Consider the following 13568-nt stretch of genomic DNA (forward strand, 5'->3'; position numbering starts at 1 on the left):
CATGGGCTTAGTGCGCCCAAAAATAGGAAAATAAGCAAAAAGTAAGCTTCGAAAGCGAAGCTTACTGGAATTAATGCTTACAAATAGGGCTTACTTAACAACTACTTGAAGTTTTTAGAGGTGCCCAAAAATAAAACCGAGGAGCCATTTCTGCCAACTTTTCATCTAAACCTCTCCTTTCTTTTTACAACTATTATACACCATTTTCTGTGGAAAAGCATTCACTAACAATAAAAAAGCAATATTTTTTATGATAGACTTACCACATCATCAACAAGTGCGACTACCATTGCCTGCATGCCGTTAGATTGGCTATCAGAAACGCAGAGAACTTCATCATCTTGAGCAATTTCTTTACGCTTCTACCACGACATAGGCTTGAAAACCGGAAGCTATGTCCTCAATTTCTGAAACATAGCCGATAGTAATTTCCTCAGCGTCTTCCCCTATTGTTACAGGCTCTCCGATACTAAGATCATTATTATATTCCTGCTGAGAAATAAACATATTTTGATGATCAGAGTATATCTCATTCATTTAATTTTCTCCTTGTAGTAAATCTGCCAATTGATTTGAGTAGGAACCTCCCTCATTATGCAACTTTCCATCAGACATTTTTTTGCCTAAAAATATAGTTATTGTGTAGTCTGTATTGTCATTCACAATTAGTTTGACGATAATTCCTCCCATCAGATTATGCTTAATAGACTCATAATCAACTTCATAGGATTGAATAATACCATTTTTTGTTAAAGCTTCTGTATCCAACCGCTTTATCTTCTTTTCAAAAATAGTTTTTGCCTCTTCACTTTCTACCACCTTAATCATTTCTTGTTTTAATTGTTCCTGTTTATTCATCTGTTCTAATACTCCTATTCCAATCATGACCGTTACACTTGCAATCAGACCAAGGAGCCATTTCTGCCAATTTTTCATCTAAACCTCTCCTTTCTTTTATAACTATTATACACTATTTTCTGTGCAAAAACATTCACCAACAATAAAAAAAAGTATTTTTTATGATAGACTTACCACATCATCAACAAGTGCGACTGCCATTGCCTGCATGCTGTTAAATTGCTTCTCGGAAACACGGAGAACTTCATCCTCTGGAGCAATTCCTTTTAGACGACTGTTCTGCAATATTTCTCTTGCTACACATGTCTGATTTCTGCTTTTTTTCAGAAGAAAGAGTATAATGGAGGTATTAAACATACTCTATGAACATCAAAGTCAACTACTTTCACAACTAGGAATTGAGAGTGAGAGGGACGGTTAGCTTGATTATTGGCGAGTATAAGGAATAAATACGCTCTGGAGGTGTCGCATGGCTGTCACATATAAACGCAAGGATGATTTAGAGAAAATGTTGGAAGAATTTGCCTCTTTTGATGCAGTCGATAAAGTTGAATTTCCTGACCCTGCGGTCAAAAAAGCAAGTCCTGAGAAAGAAAGCTCACAAAAGTAGGGCTACGCCATGTTGGGATTACAAAACTTACCAGCTTCTGTCTTACAAGCAGGAGCGATTTTTCTTTCTATTATGATCGAAGCCCTGCCCTTTGTGCTAATCGGTTCCTTAATCTCGGGCTTTATCGAGGTCTATGTCACAGCCGACCGTGTCCATAAGGCTCTGCCTAAGAATCGATGGCTGCGCATCTTGTTCGGAACCTTTATCGGCTTTATCTTTCCGTCTTGCGAATGTGGCATTGTGCCAATTGTCAACCGACTGCTGGAGAAAAAAGTACCGACTTATACAGCCATTCCCTTTCTCGCAACTGCCCCTGTCATCAATCCTATCGTCCTTTTTGCGACCTTTACCGCCTTTGGTAATTCTGTCAAATTCGCATTCTACCGCGCACTAGGATCTATCCTAGTCGCTCTTGTCCTAGGAGTCTTTCTAGGATTTATCCAGACGGGTTCCATTCTAAAAGAAGATGCCGTTCCGCTACACACACATCATTTTTCCCATTTACAGGGGTGGAAAAAAGTGGGGCAGGCCTTGGTACAAAGTATCGATGAATTTTTTGATACTGGTCGCTATTTGGTCTTTGGCTGCCTATTTGCCAGCCTCGTTCAGGTCTATATTCCGACCAGCATTCTGACCCGGATCGGTCATAATCCATTTACAGCAATCCTTTTGATGATGCTGCTTGCCTTTTTGTTGTCACTGTGCTCGGAAGCAGATGCCTTTATCGGAGCCTCCTTGCTGACAACCTTTGATTTTGCACCCATTATCGCCTTTCTCGTGATTGGGCCAATGATTGATATTAAAAATCTCATCATGATGAACCATTCCTTTAAAACAGGCTTTATCCTACAATTTATCGGGATTATCTCTGGTGTCATCATTCTCTATTGCCTTACACTAGGAGGTCTCTAGTATGATTCGTTTCTTAATCTTAGCGGGTTATTTTGAGATGACCCTCTATCTCTACGTCTCGGGAAAACTCGACCAATACATCAATCTCCACTATTCCTACCTCGCCTATCTCTCTATGGTACTGACCTTTGTACTGGCATTGGTTCAACTCTATATCTGGGTGAAGCAGTTGGAGACCCACAATCATCTATCAAGTAAAATAGCCAAATTAAGTAGTATCGGCCTCCTCTTCATTCCCTTGATTGTGGCTTGGGGCTTTCCAACGGTACATCTTGATTCAACGACTGTTGCAGCCAAGGGCTATCATTTCCCACTTGCGGCAGGAACAGATACTGCCATTCAGGAACAAGAAGGCACCTCTGTCCAATACCTGAAGCCAGACACTTCTGCCTATTTTACAAAAGCAAGCTATCAAAGCGAAATGCGCAAGGTCGCTGAACGGTATATCGCTCAGGAAACCATCCAAGTAACCAGCGAAAACTACATGGAAGTCATGGAAGCCATCTATGATTATCCCAATGAATTTGTCGGAAAAAACATTGAAATGGTGGGCTTTGTCTACAACGACCCTAACAATACCAACCAGCAATTTCTCTTCCGCTTTGGGATTATCCACTGTATCGCCGATTCTGGTGTCTACGGACTGCTTTCAACGGGACAAGCTAGCAATTTTCCAGACAATACCTGGGTGTCAGCCAAGGGGCGCATCAAACTATCCTATCATAGTTCTCTCCAGCAGGCTCTCCCAACGCTGGAATTGACCGACTACACCAAGGTTGAGCAACCGAAAAATCCCTATGTTTACCGTGTCTTCTAGCTAGGAAAAATAGCCTCTTCCTTTCTGGAAAATCAGGTGAATTTTCAGACAATTTATGATATACTAATAATAAATTTACAGATTGGAATGTATCTATGTCATCACATGTATTATTTACTATTTTTGGAGCGAGTGGGGATCTTGCCAAGCGCAAACTCTATCCCTCACTTTTTCGCTTGTATCGAGCTGGACATATCGGAAAGCACTTTGCCGTGATTGGGACAGCACGCCGTCCTTGGACCAAGGAATACTTCGAACAAGTTGTGATTGAATCGCTCGGCGATCTACCAGACAACACACGTCAGGCGCATGAATTTGCCAGCCATTTTTACTACCAAAGCCATGATGTCAATGACACCGAGCATTACACAGCTTTAAAACAACTCCAAGACGAATTGGGGGCAACATACGAAACCAAGCACAACAAGGTCTTCTTCCTCTCCATGGCACCTGAATTTTTTGGAACCATTGCCAAGCATTTGAAATCTGAAAACATTGTTGACGGGCAAGGCTTTGAGCGCCTCATTATCGAAAAACCATTCGGAACAAGCCTTGAAACAGCAGAAAAGCTCAATCAAGAACTAGCAGAAACCTTTGAGGAAGAGCAAATTTACCGTATCGATCATTACCTCGGCAAGGAGATGGTGCAAAATATCTTTGCTGTGCGCTTTGCCAATATCATTTTCGAGCATATCTGGAATCGTGACTACATTGAATCTGTCCAAATCAACTTCGCAGAATCAATCGGTGTCGAAGATCGTGGGGGCTACTACGACCACTCGGGTGCCTTGAAAGACATGATTCAAAATCATGCCCTGCAAGTTCTCTCCCTTCTCGCCATGGATAAGCCTGCTAGCTTTAGCGAGAAAGATGTACGTACTGAAAAAATCAAGGTCTTCCAACATCTGAAACAGCAAACAGAAGAAGAAATCAAGCGTCATTTCATCAGGGGGCAGTATACGGCAGGACACATTGATGGAAAAGACTATGTAGGCTATCTGGAAGAGCCTAATATCGCAGAAAATTCGCAAACAGAAACCTTTGCAAGTGGGGTATTCTTTGTCGATACCGATGCTTTTCGTGATGTGCCGTTCTTCTTCCGGACGGGTAAACGCTTGACGGAGAAAGGAACCCGCATTACCATTGTCTTTAAGCATGCACAAGACATCTTCGGTCAACATGCTGAAAAGAATGTCCTGACCATTTACATCCAGCCGACTGAAGGTTTCTCCCTTACCATCAATGGAAAAGAGGTCGGATCGCACTTTGCACTCACACCAGCCAAGCTCAACTTCCGCCACAACGCCACTGCTCTCGGCAATTCGCCAGAGGCATACGAAAAGCTCTTCTATGATGTCTTGCATGGAGATTCGACCAACTTTAGCCACTGGGAAGAAGTAAAAGCGAGCTGGCAGTTTATCGACCAAGTAGTTCGTATCTGGCAGGAAAATCAAGTACCGCTTCACTACTACCCCGCAGGAAGCATGGGACCACAAGCCGCATTCGATTTATTAGAAAGCTATGGTAGCAGATGGATCTGGACACCAGATGTCTGGTATCGCGAACGCGGATTACTCTAATCACACAAGAAAGGGAGTCAAGAAAAGCACTATTCTTCTTCGATTCCCTCTTTTTATAGACTTTAAACATCAAGGGATGCCTTGTCAAGCGTCTTATGTAATTGATAGTTTTAAGGACTAGCTGAACATCTCCACTAGAGTTTTTCACTCGTCAAGATTCCTCATTTTCAGTCGCTTTTCTAACGCCCTCGTATCTTGATGTAATGGCGTTCAGACTAGGGCTTCGTCACCTGATTATTTTTGAGTATTAGTTTAGGAGAACTGATGACACTGATTCAATCTATCTTGACAGAACTTGAAAATGCTAGCCATGCTGGTACCCTCAAGCGCTATGAAAAAATACAAGAAACACAACCCTACTATGGCGTTCCCATGGGTGCGATTTCCCGTATCGCTAAACCCTATGCTAAACAGCTTGACCTCGTGTCCCCCTTATGGAACAGCAGGGTCCTAGAAGCTCAATACTTGGCCATTCAAATTGCTAAAAACAAACCAAATCAACTTTCAGAAGAAACTATCCAAACCTGCCTAGACGAAACCGTCTCACAAAATGTCCTAGATAAGTTCACTAGCCTTATTCTAAGCAAGCGGTCAGACAGCAGAAGATGGGAAGAAGAACTCCTACAATCAGATCGCCCACTATTTCAGCGCCTAGGCTGGTCACTACGAGGAAAGTATTTCGCCAGTAAGGCAGCTAGTCCTGAAGAAATTGAAACTACACTTTCAACAATTGAAAACCAGCTCCAAACAGCTCCCCCAGCTGTCCAATGGACCATGAACCAATGCCTAGTTGAAATCGCTGTCGCCTATCTTGACTATCTAGACCAAGGACTAGCCCTTGGTCGTGCCTTAGGTGTCTACGCTGATATGAAAGTCCCTAAAGGTTGCACATCAGCCTATGCTCCCGACTGGATTAACGCGCTCCTGAAAAGGAGGAAATAATGCTCAATGACAGGCAAAAGATTGCCAATCCTCAAGCTCTATCACTGGCGAATCGATTTTGATTTGTACAGTCATTTCGTTTATCTTTTGACCAACAATTCAGTTTCTTCATTTCCTACCTCAAGCAAGCCTCTCCCCAGACCGTTCGAGCTAGTACAAAACGACTATACAACATATCCATCTTCCCAAGCGATTAAGCAAAGAATCCAGAACAAAAAGATTTTCATTTAAGAAATTTTGAATGAACAATTCTATACATGAGCATATCAAAGGAAAAAGCGAACAAGCATAGATTCTGAATCACAGAAAATACAACTTGTTCGCTTTTTCTATATTGGATTTGACTTTTTTTGCTTTATACCGTCATTTGAAGAAAGGTTGAACCTCGTCACTTCGCCTTGCCCTATTCCAGTATCACTCGACTATACCAAGCCCTCTAACAATCCTCTCATAAAGGATTCCGAATGAAATTCACCAATGTCGTCAATCTTCTCTCCAAATCCGATGAGCTTCACAGGAATATCCAATTCCTGACGAATCGCAAGTACGACACCTCCACGAGCAGTACCATCAAGTTTGGTCAATACCAGACCCGTCAATGGTGTGATTTTTGAAAATTCCTTGGCCTGAACAAGGGCATTCTGACCCGTTGAGGCATCCAGTGCTAACAGGGTCTCATGCGGTGCATCTGGCAGACTACGCTGGATAATCCGTCCGATTTTTTCCAGCTCTGCCATGAGGTTATCCTTATTTTGCAAGCGACCAGCCGTATCAATCATCAGAATGTCCACCTGTTCTGCCATAGCTTTTTCCATACCGTCAAAGACGACACTAGCCGGATCTGATTTCTCTGGTCCTGTCACGACAGGGACATCAACACGGCGCCCCCATTCCACCAGCTGGGCTACGGCACCCGCGCGGAAAGTATCTGCTGCAACCAGCATGACTTTCTTGCCCGCCTGCTTGTAACGATAGGCCAATTTGCCGATAGAAGTTGTCTTTCCAACACCATTAACGCCCACAAAGAGCATGACGGTTAAGCCATCTTGAAAGGCAATCTGTTCGCTGAATTGACCGTCTTTTTCGTAAATTTCAACCAACTTTTCGATAATCAAACGGCGCAAGGCTTCTGGCTTCTTAGCATTTTCCAAGCGGGCTTCATAGCGAAGCTCCTCGGTCAAATGTGAAGCGACTTGCACCCCTACATCACTCGTAATCAGCAGTTCTTCTAATTCTTCAAAGAAGTCCTCATCCACCGAGCGGAAATTAGCAAAAAATTCATTGAGTTTGGCACCAAAACCTGTCCGCGTTTTCTTCAAGGTTCGTTGGTATTTTTCCTCCTCACTTTCCGCTACTGGCTGAGAGGATAGCCCTTCTTCCACTTGCTCATGGTTGATTGGCATAGCTGGACGGCTCTCTTGCTCTCTTGCTGCTACCACATGACTAGCCGCTTCCCCGGTTGCAGGATATTCTGTCACACGATCCAGCCCTTGCTGCTCCTCTACGTCCGCAACTTCCTCTGCTGGTTCGGCAGTTGCTTGTTCTCCTGCGCTTTCTTCTGTCCCAGCTTCTTGTGCAAGTTCTGCCAAGTCTTGGCTCTCTTGTCGCAGATGATGAGCCTGCGCTGGATCAATCGCTACCTCCTCTGCTACATCAACTTGCTCTTTGGCACCTTTTTCTTCATGCTCTTCTTCAAGAACTGGTGCTTTTGGTTTTTCTTTCCGTCCAAATAATCGATCAAATAGCCCCATCCTATTCCTCACTTACTATATATTGTTCAATCGCCCAGGCAACTCCATGCTCATCATTGGTCAATGGCACTACTACCTCTGCAACTTCCTTTAATTTTGCACTAGCATTTGCCATCGCTACCCCTAGGCCAGCCCACTCCACCATGCTCAAATCATTTTCTTCATCACCACATGCCATCACTTCTGATCGTTCAATGCCCAAGTGCTGGATCAGCTTGGTAAGACCATTTGCTTTATGTACGCCCTTAGGGCTCCATTCCAATAGAATATCCCGCGATTTGAAAATTTCAAACTGCTCATGTAGCTCTTGGGGGATTTGAGGGATTCGCTCATCCAAATAGGTGGCATCAATAGCGGTCACTGCTTTGTTATAGGTGATGTCTTGCAGATCAGCATCACTGATATCCACCGCCTCTAGCAAGGGGCTCAAGACAGCATAGAGGGATTTCTGTTCAGAAGGTAGGGTATAAACTGTCCCACCAACCAATAAGGCGAGAGGCAAATCTAAGGCTTGCGTGACGGCTCGAATACGTCGCGCCTCCTCCAAGCCAAAGCCTATCTTATCCAGCACGCGCCCTGTATTTTCCTGTACCAAGCCACCGTTAAAGGTAATGGAATAATTCCCCTCTCCTAGAAGATCAAGTTCTTCTAGGAAAGGCTCGATCGCCTTTAGGGGACGTCCAGTCGTTAAGACTATGTGCACTCCCTTAGCTCGTGCTGCTTGCAGAGCCTTTTTATTTTCTGCTGAAATCTGCTTGTCTGATGTTAGCAGAGTTCCATCTAAATCAAGGGCAATTAGTTTAATTGTCATTTAACATGTCCTCCATATAGGTCAAAACAGCTTCATCATTACAGTGACCAATGACTGTATCTGCTACCTGTTTCACTTCTGGTTTAGCATTGCTGGTCGCAAGGGAAAGCCCTGCAAAATCAAGCATTTCCAAGTCGTTTTGATTGTCACCAAAGGCAACAACCTCTTGTGCCGTTACTCCAAAATGCTGGCACAGATGGTGTAACCCTACTGCCTTGTGGCTGTCTGACAAGATAATATCTACTGATTCAAAGCCAGTCGTAACGGCTGTCACACTGTCAAAATGCTTATTGAGCCAGTCTTGACCAGCTTCCAATGTTCCATCTGGGAAGGTGGCGACAATCTTAACAATATCTTCTGTGATCTCCGAAAAATCTGATACTAGATAGGTTTTCAGATAGAACTGCGAAATCATATCAATGTAGGATTGCTCCGCACTGGTTAATAAATAGGCACCCTGTCTCCCAGATAAGACAAGAAAGCTACTGCTTCCGTAGGGACTGTCTTCTAGTCTATGAACAATGTCCATGTAGACCTTGGGGTCAATCGGCTGATCTTCAAAGATAATCTCTCCCTTATAGGAAACCACAGAGCCGTTTTCCGCAATGAAAGCTACCTCGTCTTCAAAGCCTTGAAATACAGCTTGCAAGCTCAATAAAGACCGCCCACTTGCTGCTACAAATAGATACCCTTTTTCTTGAAACCGATCCAATAGCCGACGGAAACGTTCTCGATCGAACTGATGGTCTTCCCTGAGGAAAGTACCATCCATATCAGAGGCAATTATCTTCTGAATCATCTGCCTACTTACTCACTTTCTATATCTTTCAACTTCACAGAGACAATCTTTGACACGCCTGATTCTTGCATGGTTACCCCATACATGGCGTCAGCTGCTGCCATTGTCCCCTTCCGGTGGGTCACCACGATAAATTGGCTGGACTGGTCAAATCGGTTGAGGTAGTCACCAAAACGTTTGACATTAGCTTCATCAAGCGCTGCCTCTACCTCGTCCAAGATGACAAATGGAATGGTCTTGACACGGATAATCGAAAAGAGGAGGGCAAGGGCTGACAAGGCTTTTTCTCCACCAGACATCAAGTTCAAGGACTGAATTTTCTTTCCAGGTGGCTGAACCGAAATCTCTACCCCTGCTGTCAGAATATCTGAACTGGTCAAGAGTAAATCTGCTGAACCTCCGCCAAACATCTGCTTAAAGGTGCGCTTAAAGCTCTCACGAATGGCTTCAAAGGTCTGTTTAAAGCGCTCTTTGACCTCATCATCCATCTCATGAATGGTATCAAGCAAGAGATCGCGAGCTGACAAGATATCCTTGCGCTGTTCATTTAGGAAGGTCAAGCGTTGATGAACTTCTTCATACTGGGCGATCGCTTCTAAATTGACAGGACCCAAAGCCCGAATGGCACGTTCCAATTCTTTTAAGGTCTGCTCTGCCCGAGCTAAATCCTCTAGGACAGTAGCCTTAGACTGCGCCTCTTCAAAACTCATTTTATACTGTTCCGTCAGATTCGCAAGTAGGGTCTTCAAGCGGTCTGCTTCTTGTTCAACATCTGCTTCAAGTTTTGCCTGCTTCCGGATCCATTCATCATTTTTCGCGCGCATTTGCTCCAAGCGTGACTGAATGTCTTCCAACTGCCCCTCAATATCCTCTAGTTCTAACTTGAGACGAACGAGAAGCTGATTGGTTTCCGCCTGCTTATTTTTAGCAGCTAGTAGCTGCTCATTCAGGATCTCTAAGCTAGTATCATCTTGCGCTTCTACTTTCTGGTCAATGACAGCCTGCAAAAGCTCAATTTCATGCACAATGCTTGCCTCTTCTTCTTGCAGACGCTCACTATCGTTCTGCTCAAAGCGCAACTCGCTAGCCAACTGGCTTTGGGTAACCTTCAGATTTGAAAGGGTTTCTTGCAAGGCCTGCACTTGCTCTTGAATGGCATAGCGGTTGGTCTTCATCTCCTCAATCTGATTGGTCAACTTCCGCTTTTTCTCGGTAAAGTCCACCAACTGTGCTTGATACTGGCTTGCTAATGCCTGCAAGTCAGCAAGAATATTGTTGCCAGCCTGACCTGCTTGAAGATCATACAAGACCTGTAATTCCTCAAGTTTGGTCGCCAACTGTTCATAGGAAAAACGAATGCGTTGCTCCAGCAGACGCGCCTCCTCGCCAGCTTCTTTGATCTTCTCTAAGGACTGACGAAGGACTTCCACCTCTTCTTTTTTAGCACTGACGAGCTGTTCTTGTGCCTGCAATTCCTTGCTTAAATGCGTGATTTCTGCTGCCAGCACATCCAACTCTGGCTTCACAAAGGTTGTATGATTGGTGCGGTTGCTTCCTCCTGCAAAGGCACCACCGGGACGAATTTCCGTCCCATCAAGAGTGACCAGCCGTACCTGAAACTTGGTTGCGCGTGCTGCCTGATTGGCATGCTCTACGGTATCAAAAATAGCCACTGTTCCTAGTACATTTTTGAAAATAGATTCTAAACGAGTATCGAAGGTTACCAAGTCACTCGCCAAGCCTAAAAATCCTGTCATGGACTGTAATTGGCTCAAGAGATGACCTGCTAAATAACGCGGCTTGATCGTGGTCAGCGGTAAAAAGGTTGCGCGTCCCTGACGCTGCTGCTTTAGAAAGGCAATCGCTGCTTTTGCTGTGGCTTCATCTTCGACAATCACGTGCTGACTAGCCCCACCAAGAGCAATTTCAAGAGCCGTCTGATACTCTATGTCAAAGGTCAGATTCGCACTGACAGCTCCTACGATTCCACCGATTCGATCAGCCTGTTGTAAGACAGCCTTAACACCTGCATAGAAGTTGGAGTGATTTTGTAAAATCGCTTCTAAACTAGCTTGACGTGCCTTTTTTGTCTTTAATTGATCTAAGAGATCAAACATCTTGGACTGGTTCGCTTGATACTCCTTGTCCAGACTAAGCAAGAGTTGCTGCTTGTCCTGATAGGCTTGTAGGAGTTCTTGCAGCCGATCTTCTGCCTCTGTCAGGCTTACCTTTAGCTGGTCTAATTCCTCTTGACTGCTTTGAATGTCCGATTGGAGGCGGACTAATTCTTCTGATTTACTTTCTGTTAAACGGTGCTGATTGGCAATATCTTGCTCTACCTTGGCAAGGCTATTTGATACTTCTGCCTCATCTTGTAGCAATTTGACATACTGTTCCCTCAAATGATCCAGCACCTGATCTGGGTCTTCTGAAAAATAGTCTAATTCCTCTTCTTTTTCTGCTATCGCAGCCTTGATTTTTGAGAGCTCTTCCTGCAGGGCAGTTAGGCGAACTATCTTTTCAGCTCGTCTTTCCTTGGTTTTCGCCCCTTTTTCTTCTAAATCGACCAACCTAGCCTGCGCCTCTTGGCGGCTGGTTTCATTCTGACTGAACTCCAATTGATGGACTTCTATCTTGCGCTCCAGATCGCTCATCAGTTTGGTCACATCCAACAGAACCGCCCGTTCATGCTCTAACTGAAGATTCAATTGCTGGCGTTTCTGTTTCAAGCCTTGATTTTCAAGCTCTAGCCGATCACGCTGCTCATAATAATGGGCTAAATCTGCCTTGACCTGATCTAAATCAGTTTCTTTCTGACCAAGCACCTGACGTCCCTTATCAATCTGCGCCACAAGGACATTCAGATAGAGCTCTTTTCGTTCCTCGTCTAATGCCAAATAATTTTTAGCGACTTGGGCTTGCTTTTCTAACGGTTTGACTTGATTATCCAATTCATAGATAATATCTTCCAAGCGATCTAGATTGTCTTGAGCCTGTGACAGCTTACTCTCTGTTTCCTTTTTACGGGTCTTGTATTTGAGGACACCTGCTGCCTCTTCAAAAATCGCCCGGCGTTCTTCTGGCTTTGAATTAAAGATTGCCTCAACCCGACCTTGCGAAATAATCGAAAACGAATCTCGCCCCAGCCCTGTGTCCATGAACAAATCATGAATATCCCGCAAACGTACTTTCTGTCCGTCAATCAGATACTCGCTGTCCCCTGAGCGGTAGATATGGCGCTCTACCTTGATTTCTTTCTGACGACCAGCGATAAAACCCGTGCTATTATCCAAGGTGACAACCACAGAAGCATAATTGAGCGCCTTGCGGCTTTCCGTCCCTGCAAAAATCACGTCTGGCATCTTGCCACCACGAAGACTTTTGGCAGAAGATTCCCCTAACGCCCACCGAAGGCTTTCTGTAATATTGGACTTGCCCGAACCATTTGGACCAACAACTGCCGTCACCCCACGGTCAAAGACAACCTTTGTCTTATCTGCAAAGGACTTAAAGCCTTGCATTTCAATTGATTTGAGATACATACTATCCTCTTACCTCCACTGCGTTCTTGGCAGCATCCTGTTCAGCCTGCTTTTTGGAGCGCCCTTGACCTCTCCCAATAGCTTGACCATTGACCAATACTTCGACTTCAAATACTTTATCGTGGGCTGGTCCATTTTCTGATACAACTTGGTATTGGATGATGACCTCACCGTTCACCTGCAATAATTCCTGTAAATAGGTCTTATAATCTGTCACACGCTCAAAATTCCCAACTTCAAGCTGAGGGATCATGACTTGGTAGAGGAAACGTTCGACTGCCTCCACTCCTTTATCCAGCAGGAGAGCACCTAAAAAAGCCTCAAATAAATCCCCGAGAATCGTATCGCGGTTGCGTCCGCCCGACTTTTCCTCCCCCTTGCCGAGACGAAGAAAGGCATCAAAGCCACAAGCTCTTGTAAAACCTGCCAAACTCTCCTCCCGCACAAACATTGAGCGCCTCTTGGACATCTCCCCTTCTGGAAAATAAGGATAGTTCTGATATAAATAACGCGAGATAATCAATTGCAGAACAGCGTCTCCTAAAAATTCCAAACGTTCATTGTGTGAAATTTTTAGAAGGCGATGCTCATTGGCATAAGAGGTATGGGTAAAAGCCGTCTCAAGTAAGGTCAGATCTGAAAAATCAATCCCAAACTCCGTCGCTAATTTTTTCTGTAATCCTTGCATAGCTACTCCTTTTTGTCTGTCCCTTTCATTATACCATATTCCCAGCTATTTTCAGCAAAACAAAGGGAGTGAATCAGCCTACTTTTAGCCCTTGAATACAGCCTAGCTTTTTTAATCATTGAGTGAATGGGCTTTGACAAATTCCACTTTCTACACAGAGACTAGGTTATTTTGCCAAGTTTTAGGCTAGACTCCCTCGTATCTTGATGAGTGAAAAACTCCAGTGGGGGTTTTTACCCTGTTTCCTAAGGTATAAGG

13 protein-coding genes are annotated in these 13568 nt (G+C 44.2%); 5 read left to right on the forward strand and 8 right to left on the reverse strand.

Features of this window, described 5'->3' with window-relative positions; translation table 11 throughout:
* Positions 1-354 precede the first annotated feature (354 nt).
* From BU200_RS03470 to BU200_RS11670, 3 genes are all read right to left on the reverse strand, one after another.
* Positions 355-537 (reverse strand): hypothetical protein, encoded by a 183-nt coding sequence (locus BU200_RS03470; protein WP_075098841.1) that lies wholly within the window; start codon positions 535-537, stop codon positions 355-357.
* On the reverse strand, positions 538-936 hold the full coding sequence (locus BU200_RS03475; RefSeq protein ID WP_075098842.1) for a DUF1310 family protein: 399 nt from the start codon (positions 934-936) through the stop codon (positions 538-540). It lies immediately after the preceding gene.
* An 81-nt stretch (positions 937-1017) separates the two neighbouring features.
* On the reverse strand, positions 1018-1143 hold the full coding sequence (locus BU200_RS11670; protein WP_280523042.1) for a hypothetical protein: 126 nt from the start codon (positions 1141-1143) through the stop codon (positions 1018-1020).
* A gap of 184 nt (positions 1144-1327) precedes the next feature.
* Between BU200_RS11670 and BU200_RS11220 the strand changes: the two genes are divergently transcribed.
* From BU200_RS11220 to BU200_RS03500, 5 genes are all read left to right on the forward strand, one after another.
* Positions 1328-1468: an SPJ_0845 family protein gene (locus BU200_RS11220; RefSeq protein WP_167740113.1), complete on the forward strand. Its 141-nt coding sequence runs from the start codon at positions 1328-1330 to the stop codon at positions 1466-1468.
* Between the two features lie 9 nt (positions 1469-1477).
* Entirely contained in the window at positions 1478-2380 is a 903-nt protein-coding gene (locus BU200_RS03485; RefSeq protein ID WP_075098844.1) for a permease, read from the forward strand.
* Position 2381: 1 nt separating this feature from the next.
* On the forward strand, positions 2382-3197 hold the full coding sequence (locus BU200_RS03490) for a TIGR03943 family putative permease subunit (protein ID WP_075098845.1): 816 nt from the start codon (positions 2382-2384) through the stop codon (positions 3195-3197).
* 95 nt (positions 3198-3292) lie between these two features.
* Positions 3293-4777, forward strand: coding sequence for a glucose-6-phosphate dehydrogenase (zwf, locus tag BU200_RS03495; protein ID WP_075098846.1), 1485 nt, complete (start codon positions 3293-3295; stop codon positions 4775-4777).
* A gap of 264 nt (positions 4778-5041) precedes the next feature.
* Complete coding sequence (locus BU200_RS03500) at positions 5042-5719, forward strand: DNA alkylation repair protein (protein WP_075098847.1); 678 nt, start codon at positions 5042-5044, stop codon at positions 5717-5719.
* 422 nt (positions 5720-6141) lie between these two features.
* On the opposite strand, the gene ftsY is transcribed toward BU200_RS03500, so the two are convergent.
* Genes ftsY through rnc form a run of 5 tightly spaced genes read right to left on the reverse strand, consistent with a single transcriptional unit; the run spans position 6142 to position 13310 of the window.
* Complete coding sequence (ftsY, locus tag BU200_RS03505; protein WP_075098848.1) at positions 6142-7470, reverse strand: signal recognition particle-docking protein FtsY; 1329 nt, start codon at positions 7468-7470, stop codon at positions 6142-6144.
* A 1-nt stretch (position 7471) separates the two neighbouring features.
* Positions 7472-8281: a Cof-type HAD-IIB family hydrolase gene (locus BU200_RS03510; protein WP_075098849.1), complete on the reverse strand. Its 810-nt coding sequence runs from the start codon at positions 8279-8281 to the stop codon at positions 7472-7474.
* Positions 8271-9080, reverse strand: a complete 810-nt coding sequence (locus BU200_RS03515) for a Cof-type HAD-IIB family hydrolase (protein WP_083609349.1) — start codon at positions 9078-9080, stop codon at positions 8271-8273. Before BU200_RS03515 ends, BU200_RS03510 begins: the two co-directional genes overlap by 11 nt.
* An 8-nt stretch (positions 9081-9088) precedes the next feature.
* Positions 9089-12622 (reverse strand): chromosome segregation protein SMC, encoded by a 3534-nt coding sequence (gene smc / locus BU200_RS03520; protein WP_075098850.1) that lies wholly within the window; start codon positions 12620-12622, stop codon positions 9089-9091.
* Position 12623: 1 nt separating this feature from the next.
* A complete protein-coding gene (gene rnc, locus BU200_RS03525; RefSeq protein ID WP_075098851.1) occupies positions 12624-13310 on the reverse strand; it encodes a ribonuclease III in 687 nt (228 codons plus the stop codon).
* Positions 13311-13568: the final 258 nt, after the last annotated feature.

It is taken from the genome of Streptococcus acidominimus (genome assembly GCF_001921825.1).
GTDB classification, from domain to species: Bacteria; Bacillota; Bacilli; order Lactobacillales; family Streptococcaceae; genus Streptococcus; species Streptococcus acidominimus.

Excerpts from the sequence above, each read along its gene's own strand:
- BU200_RS03470 (WP_075098841.1), bottom strand. The coding sequence starts at position 537 with ATGAATGAGATATACTCTGATCATCAAAATATGTTTATTTCTCAGCAG.
- BU200_RS03475 (WP_075098842.1), bottom strand. The coding sequence starts at position 936 with ATGAAAAATTGGCAGAAATGGCTCCTTGGTCTGATTGCAAGTGTAACG.
- BU200_RS11220 (WP_167740113.1), top strand. The coding sequence starts at position 1,328 with ATGGCTGTCACATATAAACGCAAGGATGATTTAGAGAAAATGTTGGAA.
- BU200_RS03485 (WP_075098844.1), top strand. The coding sequence starts at position 1,478 with ATGTTGGGATTACAAAACTTACCAGCTTCTGTCTTACAAGCAGGAGCG.
- BU200_RS03490 (WP_075098845.1), top strand. The coding sequence starts at position 2,382 with ATGATTCGTTTCTTAATCTTAGCGGGTTATTTTGAGATGACCCTCTAT.
- zwf (WP_075098846.1), top strand. The coding sequence starts at position 3,293 with ATGTCATCACATGTATTATTTACTATTTTTGGAGCGAGTGGGGATCTT.
- BU200_RS03500 (WP_075098847.1), top strand. The coding sequence starts at position 5,042 with ATGACACTGATTCAATCTATCTTGACAGAACTTGAAAATGCTAGCCAT.
- ftsY (WP_075098848.1), bottom strand. The coding sequence starts at position 7,470 with ATGGGGCTATTTGATCGATTATTTGGACGGAAAGAAAAACCAAAAGCA.
- BU200_RS03510 (WP_075098849.1), bottom strand. The coding sequence starts at position 8,281 with ATGACAATTAAACTAATTGCCCTTGATTTAGATGGAACTCTGCTAACA.
- BU200_RS03515 (WP_083609349.1), bottom strand. The coding sequence starts at position 9,080 with ATGATTCAGAAGATAATTGCCTCTGATATGGATGGTACTTTCCTCAGG.
- smc (WP_075098850.1), bottom strand. The coding sequence starts at position 12,622 with ATGTATCTCAAATCAATTGAAATGCAAGGCTTTAAGTCCTTTGCAGAT.
- rnc (WP_075098851.1), bottom strand. The coding sequence starts at position 13,310 with ATGCAAGGATTACAGAAAAAATTAGCGACGGAGTTTGGGATTGATTTT.